17 protein-coding genes are annotated in these 14,133 nt (G+C 52.4%); 9 read left to right on the top strand and 8 right to left on the bottom strand.

All coding sequences use genetic code 11. From position 1 onward, the window contains the following. Positions 1-106: 106 nt before the first annotated feature. Entirely contained in the window at positions 107-307 is a 201-nt protein-coding gene (locus tag ACO0K9_RS07655; protein ID WP_110256438.1) for a twin transmembrane helix small protein, read from the bottom strand. A 60-nt stretch (positions 308-367) separates the two neighbouring features. Between ACO0K9_RS07655 and ACO0K9_RS07650 the strand changes: the two genes are divergently transcribed. Genes ACO0K9_RS07650 through ACO0K9_RS07630 form a run of 5 tightly spaced genes read left to right on the top strand, consistent with a single transcriptional unit; the run spans position 368 to position 4,236 of the window. Continuing rightward, positions 368-1,084 (top strand): SURF1 family protein, encoded by a 717-nt coding sequence (locus ACO0K9_RS07650; RefSeq protein ID WP_422983441.1) that lies wholly within the window; start codon positions 368-370, stop codon positions 1,082-1,084. Next, on the top strand, positions 1,077-1,673 hold the full coding sequence (locus tag ACO0K9_RS07645) for an SCO family protein (protein WP_422983807.1): 597 nt from the start codon (positions 1,077-1,079) through the stop codon (positions 1,671-1,673). Before ACO0K9_RS07650 ends, ACO0K9_RS07645 begins: the two co-directional genes overlap by 8 nt. A 3-nt stretch (positions 1,674-1,676) precedes the next feature. Continuing rightward, a complete protein-coding gene (locus ACO0K9_RS07640) occupies positions 1,677-2,768 on the top strand; it encodes a COX15/CtaA family protein (protein ID WP_422983439.1) in 1,092 nt (363 codons plus the stop codon). Continuing rightward, positions 2,765-3,649: a heme o synthase gene (gene cyoE, locus ACO0K9_RS07635; RefSeq protein ID WP_422983437.1), complete on the top strand. Its 885-nt coding sequence runs from the start codon at positions 2,765-2,767 to the stop codon at positions 3,647-3,649. The genes ACO0K9_RS07640 and cyoE overlap by 4 nt, the downstream gene beginning before the upstream one ends. Next, positions 3,646-4,236 (top strand): SCO family protein, encoded by a 591-nt coding sequence (locus ACO0K9_RS07630; protein WP_422983435.1) that lies wholly within the window; start codon positions 3,646-3,648, stop codon positions 4,234-4,236. The genes cyoE and ACO0K9_RS07630 overlap by 4 nt, the downstream gene beginning before the upstream one ends. Positions 4,237-4,342: 106 nt before the next feature. On the opposite strand, the gene rpoH is transcribed toward ACO0K9_RS07630, so the two are convergent. The 4 genes from rpoH to ftsY form a co-directional block, all read right to left on the bottom strand. Continuing rightward, complete coding sequence (gene rpoH / locus ACO0K9_RS07625) at positions 4,343-5,242, bottom strand: RNA polymerase sigma factor RpoH (protein ID WP_422983433.1); 900 nt, start codon at positions 5,240-5,242, stop codon at positions 4,343-4,345. 263 nt (positions 5,243-5,505) lie between these two features. Beyond that, the gene (locus tag ACO0K9_RS07620; protein ID WP_422983431.1) at positions 5,506-6,420 is read right to left on the bottom strand and encodes a cell division protein FtsX; all 915 of its coding nucleotides are present in this window, start codon (positions 6,418-6,420) and stop codon (positions 5,506-5,508) included. A gap of 44 nt (positions 6,421-6,464) precedes the next feature. Continuing rightward, positions 6,465-7,139, bottom strand: a complete 675-nt coding sequence (locus tag ACO0K9_RS07615) for a cell division ATP-binding protein FtsE (protein ID WP_422983429.1) — start codon at positions 7,137-7,139, stop codon at positions 6,465-6,467. 268 nt (positions 7,140-7,407) lie between these two features. Further along, a complete protein-coding gene (gene ftsY, locus ACO0K9_RS07610; RefSeq protein ID WP_422983427.1) occupies positions 7,408-8,454 on the bottom strand; it encodes a signal recognition particle-docking protein FtsY in 1,047 nt (348 codons plus the stop codon). Positions 8,455-8,565: 111 nt separating this feature from the next. On the opposite strand from ftsY, the gene rsmD reads away from it, so the two are divergent. From rsmD to ACO0K9_RS07595, 3 genes are all read left to right on the top strand, one after another. Further along, positions 8,566-9,225, top strand: a complete 660-nt coding sequence (gene rsmD, locus ACO0K9_RS07605; RefSeq protein WP_422983425.1) for a 16S rRNA (guanine(966)-N(2))-methyltransferase RsmD — start codon at positions 8,566-8,568, stop codon at positions 9,223-9,225. A gap of 54 nt (positions 9,226-9,279) precedes the next feature. Beyond that, a complete protein-coding gene (gene coaD, locus ACO0K9_RS07600; protein ID WP_422983423.1) occupies positions 9,280-9,774 on the top strand; it encodes a pantetheine-phosphate adenylyltransferase in 495 nt (164 codons plus the stop codon). A 68-nt stretch (positions 9,775-9,842) separates the two neighbouring features. Continuing rightward, positions 9,843-10,094 carry a YfhL family 4Fe-4S dicluster ferredoxin gene (locus tag ACO0K9_RS07595; RefSeq protein WP_422983421.1) on the top strand — a complete coding sequence of 84 codons (252 nt, stop codon included), beginning with the start codon at positions 9,843-9,845 and terminating at the stop codon, positions 10,092-10,094. Positions 10,095-10,164: 70 nt separating this feature from the next. On the opposite strand, the gene ACO0K9_RS07590 is transcribed toward ACO0K9_RS07595, so the two are convergent. The 3 genes from ACO0K9_RS07590 to ACO0K9_RS07580 form a co-directional block, all read right to left on the bottom strand. Next, positions 10,165-11,313, bottom strand: a complete 1,149-nt coding sequence (locus ACO0K9_RS07590; protein WP_422983419.1) for a DUF484 family protein — start codon at positions 11,311-11,313, stop codon at positions 10,165-10,167. A gap of 16 nt (positions 11,314-11,329) precedes the next feature. Then, positions 11,330-12,187 (bottom strand): MOSC domain-containing protein, encoded by an 858-nt coding sequence (locus ACO0K9_RS07585; protein ID WP_422983417.1) that lies wholly within the window; start codon positions 12,185-12,187, stop codon positions 11,330-11,332. Between the two features lie 109 nt (positions 12,188-12,296). Further along, on the bottom strand, positions 12,297-13,316 hold the full coding sequence (locus ACO0K9_RS07580) for a GlxA family transcriptional regulator (RefSeq protein ID WP_422983415.1): 1,020 nt from the start codon (positions 13,314-13,316) through the stop codon (positions 12,297-12,299). Between the two features lie 125 nt (positions 13,317-13,441). Here ACO0K9_RS07580 and ACO0K9_RS07575 point away from each other — a divergent pair, with 125 nt between their 5' ends. Beyond that, the gene (locus ACO0K9_RS07575) at positions 13,442-14,104 is read left to right on the top strand and encodes a cysteine hydrolase family protein (protein WP_422983413.1); all 663 of its coding nucleotides are present in this window, start codon (positions 13,442-13,444) and stop codon (positions 14,102-14,104) included. The last annotated feature ends 29 nt before the right edge of the window (positions 14,105-14,133 follow it).

The following is a 14,133-nucleotide window of genomic DNA, read 5'->3' as shown; positions in this document are numbered from 1 at the left end:
AGATAGTGCGGCTTTTTTACTTGGCTTTTTACCTGGCTTTTTACCTATATAAAACACTTGATTGCAGTTATTGAATCCAACTCACGGCACAGCAGGGCAGGCAGGTTTACCTGATGCCGGTCGGCTGTATCAAGCCAAAATGATTGGCCAGCAGGATCAGCAAAAACAGGGTGATGGAAAATCCGACGCGAAATGCCAGCGCTTTGACGGTGCGATTACTTTTCCCCTTGTCCTTCATCAGATAAACCAGGGCAGATCCCAGGCTGAAGAGGATGAGGAAAAACGCGATGGCGACAAGAATTTTCATACTGAGCTATTGTTGATGCTGGTTTAACTGATGTTCTCATTGTAATACCTTAATACCTGAATGCCTATTTCCTTCCGTTTTCGTCCCATCCCTTTCATTGCCTGCCTGCTGTTGGTCAGCCTGGGCATTGCATTGGCACAATGGCAGACGCGACGCGCGCAAGAAAAGGAATTGGTTGCCGCGCAGATGGCCGAGCGCCAGCACTTACCAGCGCTGGCATTGACGGCAGCGACGCCGGCAACACAGATATTGCCATTTCGCACCCTGCAGTTGCGCGGCCAGTTCATCAATGACTGGCCGGTTTACCTGGATAATCGCCCTTTGCAGGGCAAGGCCGGTCTGTATGTGCTGATGCCCTTCAAGCTGGCAGGCGGTAACCGTTACGTGTTGGTGGCCCGGGGCTGGCAGCAACGCGATGCACGTGATCGCATGCATGTGTCAGCCGCACCTGCGCCGGCAGGCGAGCTGCTGCTGGAAGGCATAGTCAGGGATCAACTGGACCGCGTCATGCAACTTGGCACACCGGAAACCGTCAAACCTGGCAGTATCGTGCAGAACCTGGAACTGGATGGACTGGCGCAGCAGACTGGATGGAATTTCTATCCTTTCATACTGGAACAAACCTCTGCCACCCAGGATAACTTGTCACGTGACTGGCCTTTACCATCTGCCGGTGCCGACAAGCACAGGGGCTATGCGTTTCAATGGTATGCCCTGGCCCTGATGGCTTTTGTATTTTTTGTTGTTACTGGATTTCGTCGTGGAAAAAATAGATAAACAAACTTCGGGTGGTCGCTGGAAATTACTGATCGTGCTGGCAGTCTGTGCTGCCCCCATGATTTTTTCTTACCTGGCTTATTATGTCATCAAGCCCAGCGGTCGTACCAATTACGGCAGCATACTTGACCCGCGCAATTACCCCATGCCGAAAATAGCCGGCCATCCATTGGGCGCTTCCGCGACGGATGCTGTGGTGGGGTTGGATGCCTACAAAGGTAAATGGATCATGTTGCAAATCGACAGTGGTGCCTGTGCTGAAGCATGTCAAAAGAAAATGTATGACATCCGTCAGTTGCGCGTGGCACAAGGCAAGGAAATGGACAGGATAGAACGGGTCTGGCTGATCACGGATGACGTCGCCATCGATACCGCATTGATACGCCAGCACGATGGTGCGCGCATGCTGAAAGTGGACCCAGCAGTGCTCAAGTCCTGGTTGCCGACCGAAAGTGCTACCCAGATCAGCGATCATATCTACATGATTGATCCGCTCGGTAACCTGATGATGCGTTTCCCCAAAGATGCAGACCCGAACAAGATCAAGAAAGACCTCGGCAAATTATTGCGTGCTTCAGCGATAGGGTGATGTATGTGGTTGCAACTTGCACTGACAGGTTTGATGGTGGCGGTAATACCGCTGACTCTGGTGGTTTTTTCCAGGGAAAAAAATAAATACCGCAAACTGATCGCCGTCACCGTGGCGCTGACCTTTGAGTTGATCATGTTTGGTGCCTTCACGCGCCTGACCGATTCCGGCCTCGGCTGTCCGGACTGGCCGGGTTGCTATGGCCAGGCCAATCCCCTGCAATCGCATGCAGCCATCAAGGCGGCGGAAATTGCCATGCCCAGCGGGCCGGTGACTTTGCAAAAAGCCTGGATAGAAATGGTCCATCGCTATCTGGCCATGAGCGTAGGTGTGCTGATCGCGGCGCAAATGGCAATTGCCTGGGCGCGCAGGCGACAATTGAACACAGCACCCTGGTTATCCACCTTCCTGCTTTTCTTCGTTTGTCTGCAAGGGGCGTTCGGGGCATGGACGGTTACACTGAAGCTGCAACCCGTCATAGTGACTACTCACTTAATTCTCGGCATGGGCTTATTGGCCTTGCTGAGTGCCAGCCTGGAACAGCAAAGTCATCAGGATCAGGGTGAGGCGCTGCGACAGGTGGATGCCAGTCGCCTGCTGTTGCCCGCCAGCCTGGCTCTGCTGCTGCTTTTCATGCAGATTGCTTTGGGTGGGTGGGTAAGCACCAACTATGCTGCCTTGGCCTGTCACGACTATCCATCATGCAATGGCGAAATGATGCCGGCAATGGATTTTGAACATGGCTTCAGCCTGTGGCGACAACTGGGGCAGACCGTGAATGGCGATTACCTGCCTTTCAATGCCCTGGTGGCAATACAATGGGTGCACCGCAATTTTGCACTGCTGGTGGTTGCCGTCTGTCTGTGGGCAGGCTGGAAAACCCGCCAGACTCCCGGTCTGAAAAAGCTGGGCAGAAATATCTTGCTGGCGATTGTTGCCCAGTTCCTGATCGGCGTATCCACCGTGTTTTTTTCCTGGCCCTTGTTACTGGCGGTTTTGCACAATGGTGGCGCAGCGACCCTTGTGCTGTTGCTGACCATGTTAAACTACCGCATAAGGCATGTGAGCCTTGCCGCTGCCGAAGATAGATCATGACCACTTTAAGTTTGCCCTTCAATCGTTTTGCCCAATACTGGGCTTTGACCAAACCCCGTGTCACCCAGTTAGCCGTGTTCTGTGCGGTGATAGGCATGTTTCTGGCAACGCCGGATTTACCTGACTGGCGTATCGTCGTCGCTGCCGCTATTGGTATCTGGCTGCTGGCGGGTGCCGCCTTTGCAGTTAATTGCCTGGTAGAAAAGGAAATTGATTCGCGCATGGCAAGGACTGCGCGCCGTGCCACGGCCCAGGGTGACATCAGCGTTCTGCAGACACTGGTATTTTCCGGCGTCATTGGCGGCATGGGCATGTGGATACTGTACACCATGGTCAATCCACTGACGATGTGGCTGACCTTTGTCACCTTTGTCGGTTATGCCGTGGTCTACACGATTATCCTGAAACCGGCGACGCCACAGAATATTGTCATCGGTGGGTTGTCTGGTGCCATGCCACCGGCGCTGGGCTGGGCTGCGGTGGCTAACGAAGTGTCCATGCAGGCCTGCTTGCTGGTTCTGATTATCTTTGTCTGGACGCCACCGCATTTCTGGGCGCTGGCCATGTACCGCCGCGATGATTATGCTCGCTCAGGTCTGCCAATGTTGCCGATTACTCATGGTATGGAGTTCACACGTCTCCATATCTGGCTGTACACCATCGCCCTGTTTGCCACCACCATGTTGCCGTATGCGGTACATATGAGCGGCCTGATTTACCTGATCAGCGCAGTGATACTGGGTGCGATTTTCCTCTGGTATGCATGGCGTATCTACAAACACTATGATGATGCGCTGGCTCGCAAGACCTTTGCCTTTTCCATCATCTACCTGTCCCTGTTGTTTGCGGCCTTGTTGATCGACCACTACATCAAGCTATGAAGATATCCAGCGTATTCAAAGGGTTAATGGCTGCCGTGCTTGCAGTGTTGCTGCTGGCTTGCCAGAAACCGGCAGAAAAATTCGTCAATACCGATTTGACCGGCCTCGATTACGCCGGGGACTTTGCCCTGACCGACCATAACGGCAAACCACGCACTCTGGCAGATTTTCGTGGCAAGGCAGTGGTGATTTTCTTTGGCTATACCCAATGCCCGGATGTGTGTCCGACCACCATGGTGGAAATGGCGAATGTCATGAAAGCCCTGGGGCCGCTGGCGCAAAAAGTACAGGTCCTGTTTGTGACGATAGACCCGGAAAGGGATACCCAGGCCCTGCTGGCCAATTATGTACCGAATTTTGACCCCAGCTTCCTTGGCTTATATGGTGATGCCGCCGCGACTGCCAAAGTCGGCAAGGACTTCAAGGTGTTTTATCAAAAGGTTGCCGGCAAAACGCCTGGCAGCTACACCATGGATCACACAGCTGGCAGCTACGTATTTGATCCCGAAGGCCGTATACGCCTGTTTTTGCGGCATGGTCAGGGGCCAGAACCGATCGCGCATGATTTGAAGATGCTGCTGCAGTAAGCGCACAGATAGCGCGACAGAAAAAACAGCGCAAAACCAGGTAGTAAAAAGTAAAAAGAAAGTAAAAAAGGCACTCATCGAGTGCCTTTTTTATGCAGTGCCGGTTTCAGGAAGTGAAACTGGCGAGGCTGCCTTTCATTTTCTTCAGTGCCGCGCTTTCGATCTGGCGTATGCGTTCGGCAGATACACCGTATTCATCTGCCAGCTCATGCAGGGTTGCGCCGGTACCATCATCATTTTTCAACCAGCGTGCTTCGATGATGTGACGTGAACGTGCATCCAGCTTGGACAAGGCTGATTCCAGGCCTTCGCTTTGCAGACGATCATACTGGCGTGTTTCCAGCACACGGGTAGGCTCGTCAGATTCTGTTTTCAGATAGGCGATAGGAGCAAATTTTTCATCATCGTCATCGGTAGGTGCATCCAGGGCAATATCATGACCGGACAAGCGCATTTCCATTTCGATGACTTCTTCACGTTTGACATCCAGCGTTGATGCCAGGGCATCAATCTGCTTGGGTGTCATGGCATCCAGGCCTTCTTTATGGCTGCGCAGGTTAAAGAACAACTTGCGCTGTGCCTTGGTCGTTGCCACTTTAACCAGGCGCCAGTTTTTCAGGATGTATTCATGCATCTCTGCCTTGATCCAGTGCATGGCATAAGACACCAGACGCACACCTTGATCAGGATCGAAACGCTTGACGGCTTTCATCAGGCCGATATTGCCTTCCTGGATCAGGTCAGCGTGGGGCAGGCCGTAACCGAGGTAGCCGCGTGCAATCGAAACAACCAGGCGCAGATGCGACATAACCAGTTGTTGCGCTGCTGCGAGATCATTGTCATTACGCAATTTTTTTGCATAATCAATTTCTTCTTCATGCGTGAGCATGGGCAGGCGATTGACTGCCGAGATATAGGCATCAATATTTCCCAGCGTGCCGCTAAAGCCAAGGGCCAGTGCGGTGCTGTCAGTAGCAGGGACTAATTGTGTCGTAGTTGTTGCCATTTTTCCTCCTCATTGCTGCCATCCTGAGTATCAATTACCCGATCTGGCACGTTCAAGTTCCTATATTAGCACTCTCTTGAGAAGAGTGCTAATACTGTGATTCTATGAATCCCATCAAAAAAATCTATCGAAAAACTTGTATTAATATGAAGTACTTATAAGGCTTTGATGCCCACCAGCCCTGAAAGTTGCAATCACTGAGGTAAATTTTGCCTTTACAGGACTATCTGTATGTAATGAGTAAGGCGTACTGACATGAAAATTTAACTGGCGCGTGCCAATTGTCGTCTGACAGATAGCCACACCCCGATCAGCCCCAGCAACATGCTGATAGCCAGCAAGAACAAACTGGGCAGCATCGCCAGCGGTACCAGATGGAACTCGGACGCATACAGTTTGGCAAATTCGGCAATGGCCAGGTTCAAGGGTTGCAGGGCTGCTGCAATCAAACCCAGCGCAATACCACCTGCCAGCAAGCCCAGCAGGCCGCCAGTATAGTAATACGGCTTATGGATAAAACTATTGGTCGCCCCCAGCAGGCGGGTGACCGCAATTTCTGACTGATGGGATATAACTTGTAGCCGGGTGGCATTAAATACCACCACCACAACCACGACAGAAAGTGTTGCCGCCAGGAATAATAAGCCCAACTGCATGATTTGCACCAGTGCCGCCAGCCGCTTGACCCAGGCCGAGTCCAGTTGCACTACATCGACGTCAGGCATGTGCTTGATTTCTTCCACCAGCATGTCGAGCTTGTCAGCATCGTTGTTTGACAGCGACAGGATATACGCATCCGGCAAAGGGTTGCCACCCAGCGTGGACAGCACTTCGGCCAGATTGGATGATTGTTCCAGGCTGGCCAGTGCCTTGTCCTTGGGGATGAAATTCAGGCTGGCCGTAATATTTTTTTCCTTAAGCAACTTTTTGATCGGTATCGACAAGGCAGTAGCCGTTGGCCGTGGCGTATCCGGGCTGACAAAGATACTGATCTCAGGTTCTATCGACAATTGTGAAGAAATGGGCCGGATATTTTCTATCAGCGTCAGGCCGGCGATGGGCAAGGCCAGCGCAATGGCGACCACCAGCACATTGAACAGAAAATTACCGGGGCTGCCGCGTAAATGTGTCAGGGCGCTTTTTAAGGCAAACAGATGCTGGCGAAACCAGATGGTCATGAATTCTTCCTCTGTGGGCAGCTACTATAGGGCAGCAATAATAATCAGGCGGCGAGTGAGGATTTCCAGGTATCCACGACCTGACCCTGGCTCAGATAAATCACACGGCTGGCCTGGTCCAGAAACTGTTCATCATGGCTGGAAATAATGCAGGTGACGCCCGCACTCTGGAACGCCCTCAGTGCGCCCAGAACCTTGTTGGCATTCTCGCGATCCAGAAAAGCGCTGGGTTCATCCGCCAATATGATCTGGGGGCGATTCACGATGGCGCGGGCAATCGCCACCCTTTGCTGTTCACCACCAGACAATGCCATGGGCAAGGCAGTCGCCTTGTCTGGCAAGCCGACTTTTTCCAGGGCGATGCGGGCACGCTGCTCTGCTTCAGCAGATGAGGCGCCAGTGACGATCAGTGGCAGCATCACATTCGCCAGCACGCTGCGGTCAGTCAGCAACTTCTGGTCTTGCAATATCAGGCCGAGCTTGCGGCGCAAATACGGCAGGCTACTGGTCTTTAGTTTGCTGATGTCCTGGCCATTGACGCTGACCCGGCCGCTGCTGGGCTTTTCTATGCCGGCGATCATTTTCAACAGGGTGGATTTGCCGGCTCCGGAAGGGCCAGCCAGAAAAATCAGTTCACCATCTGCAATCGACAGTGACACATCTTTCAGTGCATAGGCATCTTGCGAATATTGTTTGCTGACGTTTTCAAAGACTATCATGGCCGGCCAATTCAGAGTAAGCGAAAGAAGTGGAAGTGAGCATTCAAATTCTGTTTTATTCAGGACTTACGCAAAATCGCCCCAGCTGCGTTGCAGCTCCTCTCCTAGGAGCCGCGTACTATTCGTACTGTCTTCGTCGCTGCGCCTTGCTGGGACAATTTTGCGTAAGTCCTATTATTAATACGGCAGTGCCGAAGCAAAACTACTGCAGTCGTGTAAGTTCGGCATCGCTGTGATGGCTACAAAGCTTAAACCGCAACAACCCAAGTCAACTCAGCAAGGCATCCACAAATTCCTGCGCATTGAAGGGTTGCAAATCTTCAATCTGCTCACCTATGCCAATGAAATACACAGGTACCGGACGGTTTTTGGCTATCGCTGCCAAGACGCCGCCTTTTGCCGTGCCATCCAGTTTGGTGATCACCAGGCCGGTAAGTTGCAAGGCATCGTCAAAAGCCTTGACCTGTGCCAGGGCATTTTGGCCGGTATTGCCATCGATGATCAGCAAGACTTCTTGCGGTGCGCCGTCCATGCCCTTGCCTATTACGCGCTTGATTTTCTTTAACTCTTCCATCAGGTGTAACTGGGTAGGCAGGCGTCCGGCGGTATCTACCATCACGATATCCGTGCCGCGTGCCCGGGCCGATGCGACAGCATCAAATGCCACCGCTGCCGGGTCACCGGATTCCTGCGAAATGACGGTGACATTATTGCGTTCGCCCCATATCGTCAGTTGTTCACGCGCCGCTGCACGGAAAGTATCGCCCGCTGCCAGCAACACCGATTGCTGATGGCTTTGCATATGCTTGGCCAGTTTGCCTATGGTCGTGGTCTTGCCGGCACCGTTGACCCCGGTAATCATCATGACCAGTGGTTGATAGCGTCCCAGTTCCAGCGGTTTTTGCAGAGGCGTCAGCAATTCCAGCAGTAACACTTTCAATGCAGATTTGACTTGCTCGGCTTCGGTCAGTTTTTCTTCCTTGACCTTTTTTTTCAGCCCGTCCAGCAGGAATTGTGTGGCTTCGACACCGGCATCGGCGGTCAGCAGGGCCGCTTCCAGCTCTTCATACAAATCATCATCGATACGAGCGCCGATGAAGAGGGTGGTAAGATTCGTGGATGTCTTGGCCAGGCCCGCTTTCAGGCGGCTCAGCCATGAGCGTTTTGGTTCTGCCTGGGCTACTTCAGCAATGGCCAGTGCTGCTGGCGTGGCCGCAGGCTCGGCAGGCGCAAAAACAGGTACTTCAGCGGGCACAAGGGTAGGCACAACAGCGGGTGCTTCTTCTTTGGGCTTCTTTTTAAAAAAACTAAACATCGGGAGTGATTTACCGGAATGCGGATGGCCAGAATGCCCATCCTGATATGAGAATGCTGCCATTCTAACAGACAGCGCCCGGTAAACTTATGCTCTGGTGTCAAGCATGCAATGAAAACAAATAGTAAAAAAATTACAACGATAAAACGTCCCAGTCATCAAGTCAGGATCATCGGTGGTCAATGGAAGCGCACCGTCCTCAGTGTCATAGAAGCAGAGGGCCTGCGCCCTACACCTGACCGTGTGCGTGAAACTGTATTTAACTGGTTAAACCATTTGCTGGACAATGCCTGGAATAACAAGACTTGCCTGGATTTGTTTGCCGGTAGTGGTGCCCTGGGTTTTGAGGCAGCCAGTCGCGGTGCCTTGCAGGTATATATGGTGGAGTCACACACACCGGCCTTCCGCCAACTGGAACAGATCAAAGAAAAGTTGCAGGCCAGTCAGTGCAATCTGATACGTGGTGATGCCGCCAAGGCGCTACAGGTATTTGCTGACAAACAACAGGCCATGGATGTTGTTTTTCTGGATCCGCCTTTTGGACAAGACTGGCTGGCCCGTATCCTGCCTTTGTGTAGTCAGGTGATGCATGCCAGGTCGGTTTTATATGTGGAGGCAGAATTCTCGCTGGCAGAGCCGCAAGATGATGAAAACCTGGCAAAAATACTTTCCGAATGGCAAATTGTCAGGGCAGATAAGGCAGGTAGTGTGTTCTTTCATATACTGCAACGCAACATCTTGCCGCATGAGACGCACGAAAATCAGGCATAATGCCTGCTCAACTTGGTGCATATCATTATGCATATTGCGAAAAAGGGAGTGAAGATGGTCACAGCCGTTTATCCGGGAACATTTGATCCGTTGACGCGTGGTCACGAAGATCTGGTGCGTCGCGCCTCGGGTCTTTTTGATACTTTGGTGGTGGGTGTGGCAGATAGCAAGAGTAAAAAACCTTTTTTCTCTCTGGAAGAACGCCTGACGATTGCCAATGAAGTGTTGGGACATTATCCGAATGTGAAGGTCGAGAGTTTTTCCGGCTTGCTGAAAGACTTTGTCCGTAAGAATGATGCGCGCGTGATCGTGCGCGGCTTGCGTGCTGTATCCGATTTTGAGTATGAATTCCAGATGGCTGGCATGAATCGTTACCTGCTGCCAGATGTCGAAACCCTGTTCCTGACACCATCGGACCAGTACCAGTTCATTTCTGGCACCATCGTGCGCGAGATTGCCATGTTTGGTGGTGATGTATCAAAATTTGTATTCCCTTCCGTCGATCGCTGGCTCAAACAAAAAGTGGCCGCGCTGGGCGACAGGAATTGATCGCTATTTGCTGGTAGTGGCAGTAATAACGGTTTGACATAAACCGCTTGAATGAGAAGTGAGTTGGTATGGCCCTGATGATTACAGATGATTGCATCAATTGCGATGTCTGCGAACCTGAATGCCCGAATGATGCGATTTACATGGGCCCGGAAATTTATGAGATTGATCCTCATAAATGCACCGAGTGCGTGGGTCATTACAAAGAACCGCAATGCCAGCAAGTGTGCCCGGTGAGCTGTATCCCCTTCAATCCGGAATGGCGTGAGACACCGGCGCAATTGCAGGCGAAATATGAAAGCCTGCAGGCTGATTCATAAGCCGGATCGTAAACTATTCAATAAATGAAAATGGACCTGGGGATTGCTGTTTCAGCAGTCCCTTGTCGCTTCAATAGCAGCGTACCTGATTGCGCCCGCTGTTTTTAGCCTGATATAAAGCCCGGTCTGCGCGTTGCAGCATGTCGCGCGCGACGACACTGGCATTGTCCTGGTTGGACTTTTCATCGATGGTCGTCAGGCCTATGGAAATCGTGGCCTGGCAAGTGTCTGCTGCCGTCAACGTGAATACTTGGTCGGCGATACTCTTGCGTATGCGTTCTGCTACCAGTATGGCATCATGCAGATTGGTGTTGACCAGCACCACCACAAATTCCTCGCCACCAAAGCGCCCCAGTGTGTCGCTCAGGCGCAGTTCGGCCTTGATACGCCTTGCCACTTCCTTCAGCACATCATCACCACCTTCGTGGCCATAGCGGTCATTGATCTGTTTGAAAAAATCAATATCCAGATACATGCAGGCGATACTGTAACGCTGCCGGCGCGCACGGCCTATTTCTTCCAGTGCGCGCTGTTCTACATAGCGACGGTTGCTGACATTGGTCAGCGGATCGGTCATGCCTATATAGGTCAGCCGTTCATTATTGATGACATTTTCCAGGCAGATGGCGATAATGGAACCCAGACGCTCGATAAAATCGGTGGCCATATTCGGCTGGAAGCGGTCAGCCCGGAAGCTGCCTACATTCAGGCAACCGATCAGCCTGCCCTGGCGGCGCATGGGGATGATGGCGATGCTTGCCGGCTTTTTGTTGAAACTGGTGAAATACGATGCATACGCCAGACTCTGGTACAGGCCCAACTGTGGCTTGCGCAAGGCTGATTCGGGCTGGCTTAATTCAACTTCATGTCGCAGAAACAGCAGGTGAGGGAATTCATTGAGATCGATTTTCAGGTCGGTCAGCATTTGTTGCAGGTCGCCATATTTATCGAACAGCACCAGTGACACCACATCCAGTTCGGAAGTAATCGCCAATGCACTGAAAATATTGGTGATCAGTTCACGGAAGCTGTTGGCACCGATGATTTTTAAATCAAAACTTTGATGGCGCGCCATGATGCTTTGATTGCGGTGTGCCAGTTCCAGCAGGTTTTCCAGTCGCGCACGCAAGGTCTGATTTTCGCGCTGCAATTCATGCAGCGCATCCTGAGCATCAAGCTCCAGGGTATCGTCGTTGGGTGTGGGGATGGGGCTATCCATATTGAAGCTTGTGCTTTTAAAAGGCAATCTGCATATTCACTTCATCACCAAGTCGCAAGGTGTGCCCGGTGCCACTGTCCAGAATCACGTTCATGCCAAAAGTAATGCCGCCATCCACCAGCGGGTTGGCGCGGTAAGTCTGCAAGATGTCCAAAGGATCGGGACCGACTGTGCCGGTCAACTGATCAATCGACGGTATCGGGCAGCGCGGGCAGGGTTTGACCGGGCGCAACTGTATGTCCGTACCGATTTCAAAGCATGCAGCATAGTCTTCTTCAAAGGCTTCCATCTCATCCAGCACTACATTCGGGCGGAAACGATTCATCGGTAAAGCGTCACGGCCTTGCTGTTGCAGGCGCTCATTCAAATCATCCAGCGATGCCATGCCTGTCAACAAGATAGGGAAACCATCAGAAAAACGCGTGGGTACGAGTTTATTCGCTGTCCATTTCTGATTGGCAAAACGCCGGGTTTGCGGACTTGAACGTACCAGGCGACAACTGACACCCAGTGCCTGGCTGAACCAGGCTGCTGCTGCATCACCAGCATCTACGGCAGAAAAATTTTCTTCCCAGATCGTCACCTGCACAGTTGCGCTACTGGCTTGTACGGCGGGCATTTGCAGGGCCAACTGCAAAGTGGGCATATTGGGTGCGTGTACCAGCAAATGGCTGTTGCCCAGTTCCGGGCGTATCGTTGCCATCAGCGGATATTCCCTTTGCGTCAGGAACAGGCCCTGTTCATCGACCAGCATCCATTCCCTGTCATGCACGCCACCCGCGCTCAGGCCGGTATCGGTCAGGACGGCCGTGCTCAGCCGTATGCCCGCACAGGATTTGATCGGATAAATGTTCAGTTCAGCGATGCTAGGCATGGTAATGGGATGAATTGAGGGCCAGAGATACGGTAGCAGCTATTTTAAAGGGGATCATGGCATTCATGCAGGCATATTTTGTGCCCGCTCGCAGGAAAAGGGCCAGCGCTCAGTCTTCACCGCGAAATGCACGTCGGTAAGCCGAGGGGGAAATCCCGAATTCGCGGGCAAAATAACGTCGCAGCAACAAAGCAGAACCAAAGCCGCTATCCATGGCGATATCGTCAATAGAGCGTTTGCCAGCTTCCAGTTGCCGTTGGGCCAACACCAGACGCTGGTTCAGCAGCCATTTGCCGACGGTGGTACCGGTTTGCTGCTGGAAATGGCGGGTAAAGCTGCGCCTGCTCATCAATGCCCTGGCAGCCAATTCATCCAGGTGCTGGGCGTCTGCGAGATGCGCCAGCATCCATTCCAGCACTTGGGCCAGACGTTCATCCGTGGCCAGCACCGCCAGCGGCTGCTCTATGTATTGTGCCTGGCCACCCTGGCGATGCGGGGCCACCACCATGCGGCGCGCCACATGCGCGGCTGCTTCTGCCCCATAGCTGGTGCGCAAGACATGCAGGCAGCAATCGATGCCGGCAGCGGTACCGGCCGAAGTGATCACGTCACCATGATCGACATACAGCACATTCGGGTCCAGCCTGATCTGTGGATAGCGCTCAGAGAATTCTTTTGCCAATGCCCAGTGCGTGCTGGCACTGCGCTGGTCCAGCAAACCGGCTTCTGCCAGCACAAACGCACCCAGACACAAGCCTATGATACGTGCCCCGGCCTGGTGGGCGCGTCGTATCGCTTTCAACAGTTCAGGTGAAGCCGGACGCAAATCATCATGCCAGGACGGTATCACCACCATGTCGGCGCGGGCCAGTACGTTCAGTCCATGCTGTGTCTGTATGTTGAAACCGGCATTGGTGCCTATGGTGCGTATGGTACGCAACTTGTCAGCCCCGGCGCTGCCGTCTGATGTGAAAGGGGAGCTGCATACACGCAGATGAAACCGTGGCAGGTCGATACTCGCATGGTGTTCGCCAAACACCATGCAAGGTACAGACAGATGAAACGGGCTGATGCCGTCAAAGGCCAGCACAGCCACATTCACACGATTGACAGGCTTAATTGTACGCATGGCCCAATTGTATCGAATATTGGCAATCGGGTCACTTATTCAATAGGGCATTTGCACAGAGAATGATGCACATGGACAGCACACAACTGATTATTTTTGATCAACCCCAACAACAGGAACCAGCCATGACTACCGCTACAGCTAACCAAAAATTAAAACGTGCCCTGATCGTCATCGATGTGCAAAACGAATATTTCACCGGCAATATGTTGATTGAATACCCTGACCCTCAGGTATCTTTGCGTAATATCGGCAGGGCGATGGATGCAGCCAAAGAGGCTGGTGTCCCCGTACTGGTGGTCCAGCATTCTGCACCAGAAAATTCGCCCATTTTTGCGCGTGGCTCGCAAAGCTGGCAATTGCATGAAGTCGTCGCCAGCCGTCATGCTGACCATAGGATAGAAAAAAATATGGCCAGCGTATTTACCGGTACCGATGCGGCTGCCTGGCTACAGAAAAATGCGATCACAACCGTCAGCGTGGTTGGCTACATGACCCATAACTGCAATGCCAGCACCATCTATGAAGCTGCGCACAATGGCTATGCAGTAGAAGTGCTGACCGATGCCAGCGGCGCCTTGCCCTATGCAAATGCAGCCGGCTTTGCCAGTGCGGAAGAAATCCATCGCATCTACAGTGTGGTCTTCCATTCGAGTTTTGCTGCAGTGACCGGCACGGATGAATGGATAAAAGCAGTGCAGGCAGGTACCCCGATTGCCAAAAGCAATGTACTGGAATCACATCTGGCAGGCCGCCAGCATCGCGATGGCGAAAATACTACGCAATAATCCTGTTATTTCATACTGCTGATGAGGTA

It is taken from the genome of Undibacterium sp. Ji50W (assembly GCF_049340445.1).
Taxonomy (GTDB): domain Bacteria; phylum Pseudomonadota; class Gammaproteobacteria; order Burkholderiales; family Burkholderiaceae_D; genus Undibacterium.
Note: the sequence above shows the minus strand (reverse complement) of the source record. Positions and strands in the feature narration are given on the sequence as shown.

Coding starts and splice junctions, on each gene's coding strand:
- ACO0K9_RS07655 (WP_110256438.1), bottom strand. CDS start 307: ATGAAAATTCTTGTCGCCATCGCGTTTTTCCTCATCCTCTTCAGCCTG.
- ACO0K9_RS07650 (WP_422983441.1), top strand. CDS start 368: ATGCCTATTTCCTTCCGTTTTCGTCCCATCCCTTTCATTGCCTGCCTG.
- ACO0K9_RS07640 (WP_422983439.1), top strand. CDS start 1,677: ATGTGGTTGCAACTTGCACTGACAGGTTTGATGGTGGCGGTAATACCG.
- cyoE (WP_422983437.1), top strand. CDS start 2,765: ATGACCACTTTAAGTTTGCCCTTCAATCGTTTTGCCCAATACTGGGCT.
- ACO0K9_RS07630 (WP_422983435.1), top strand. CDS start 3,646: ATGAAGATATCCAGCGTATTCAAAGGGTTAATGGCTGCCGTGCTTGCA.
- rpoH (WP_422983433.1), bottom strand. CDS start 5,242: ATGGCAACAACTACGACACAATTAGTCCCTGCTACTGACAGCACCGCA.
- ACO0K9_RS07620 (WP_422983431.1), bottom strand. CDS start 6,420: ATGACCATCTGGTTTCGCCAGCATCTGTTTGCCTTAAAAAGCGCCCTG.
- ACO0K9_RS07615 (WP_422983429.1), bottom strand. CDS start 7,139: ATGATAGTCTTTGAAAACGTCAGCAAACAATATTCGCAAGATGCCTAT.
- ftsY (WP_422983427.1), bottom strand. CDS start 8,454: ATGTTTAGTTTTTTTAAAAAGAAGCCCAAAGAAGAAGCACCCGCTGTT.
- rsmD (WP_422983425.1), top strand. CDS start 8,566: ATGAAAACAAATAGTAAAAAAATTACAACGATAAAACGTCCCAGTCAT.
- coaD (WP_422983423.1), top strand. CDS start 9,280: ATGGTCACAGCCGTTTATCCGGGAACATTTGATCCGTTGACGCGTGGT.
- ACO0K9_RS07595 (WP_422983421.1), top strand. CDS start 9,843: ATGGCCCTGATGATTACAGATGATTGCATCAATTGCGATGTCTGCGAA.
- ACO0K9_RS07590 (WP_422983419.1), bottom strand. CDS start 11,313: ATGGATAGCCCCATCCCCACACCCAACGACGATACCCTGGAGCTTGAT.
- ACO0K9_RS07585 (WP_422983417.1), bottom strand. CDS start 12,187: ATGCCTAGCATCGCTGAACTGAACATTTATCCGATCAAATCCTGTGCG.
- ACO0K9_RS07580 (WP_422983415.1), bottom strand. CDS start 13,316: ATGCGTACAATTAAGCCTGTCAATCGTGTGAATGTGGCTGTGCTGGCC.
- ACO0K9_RS07575 (WP_422983413.1), top strand. CDS start 13,442: ATGACTACCGCTACAGCTAACCAAAAATTAAAACGTGCCCTGATCGTC.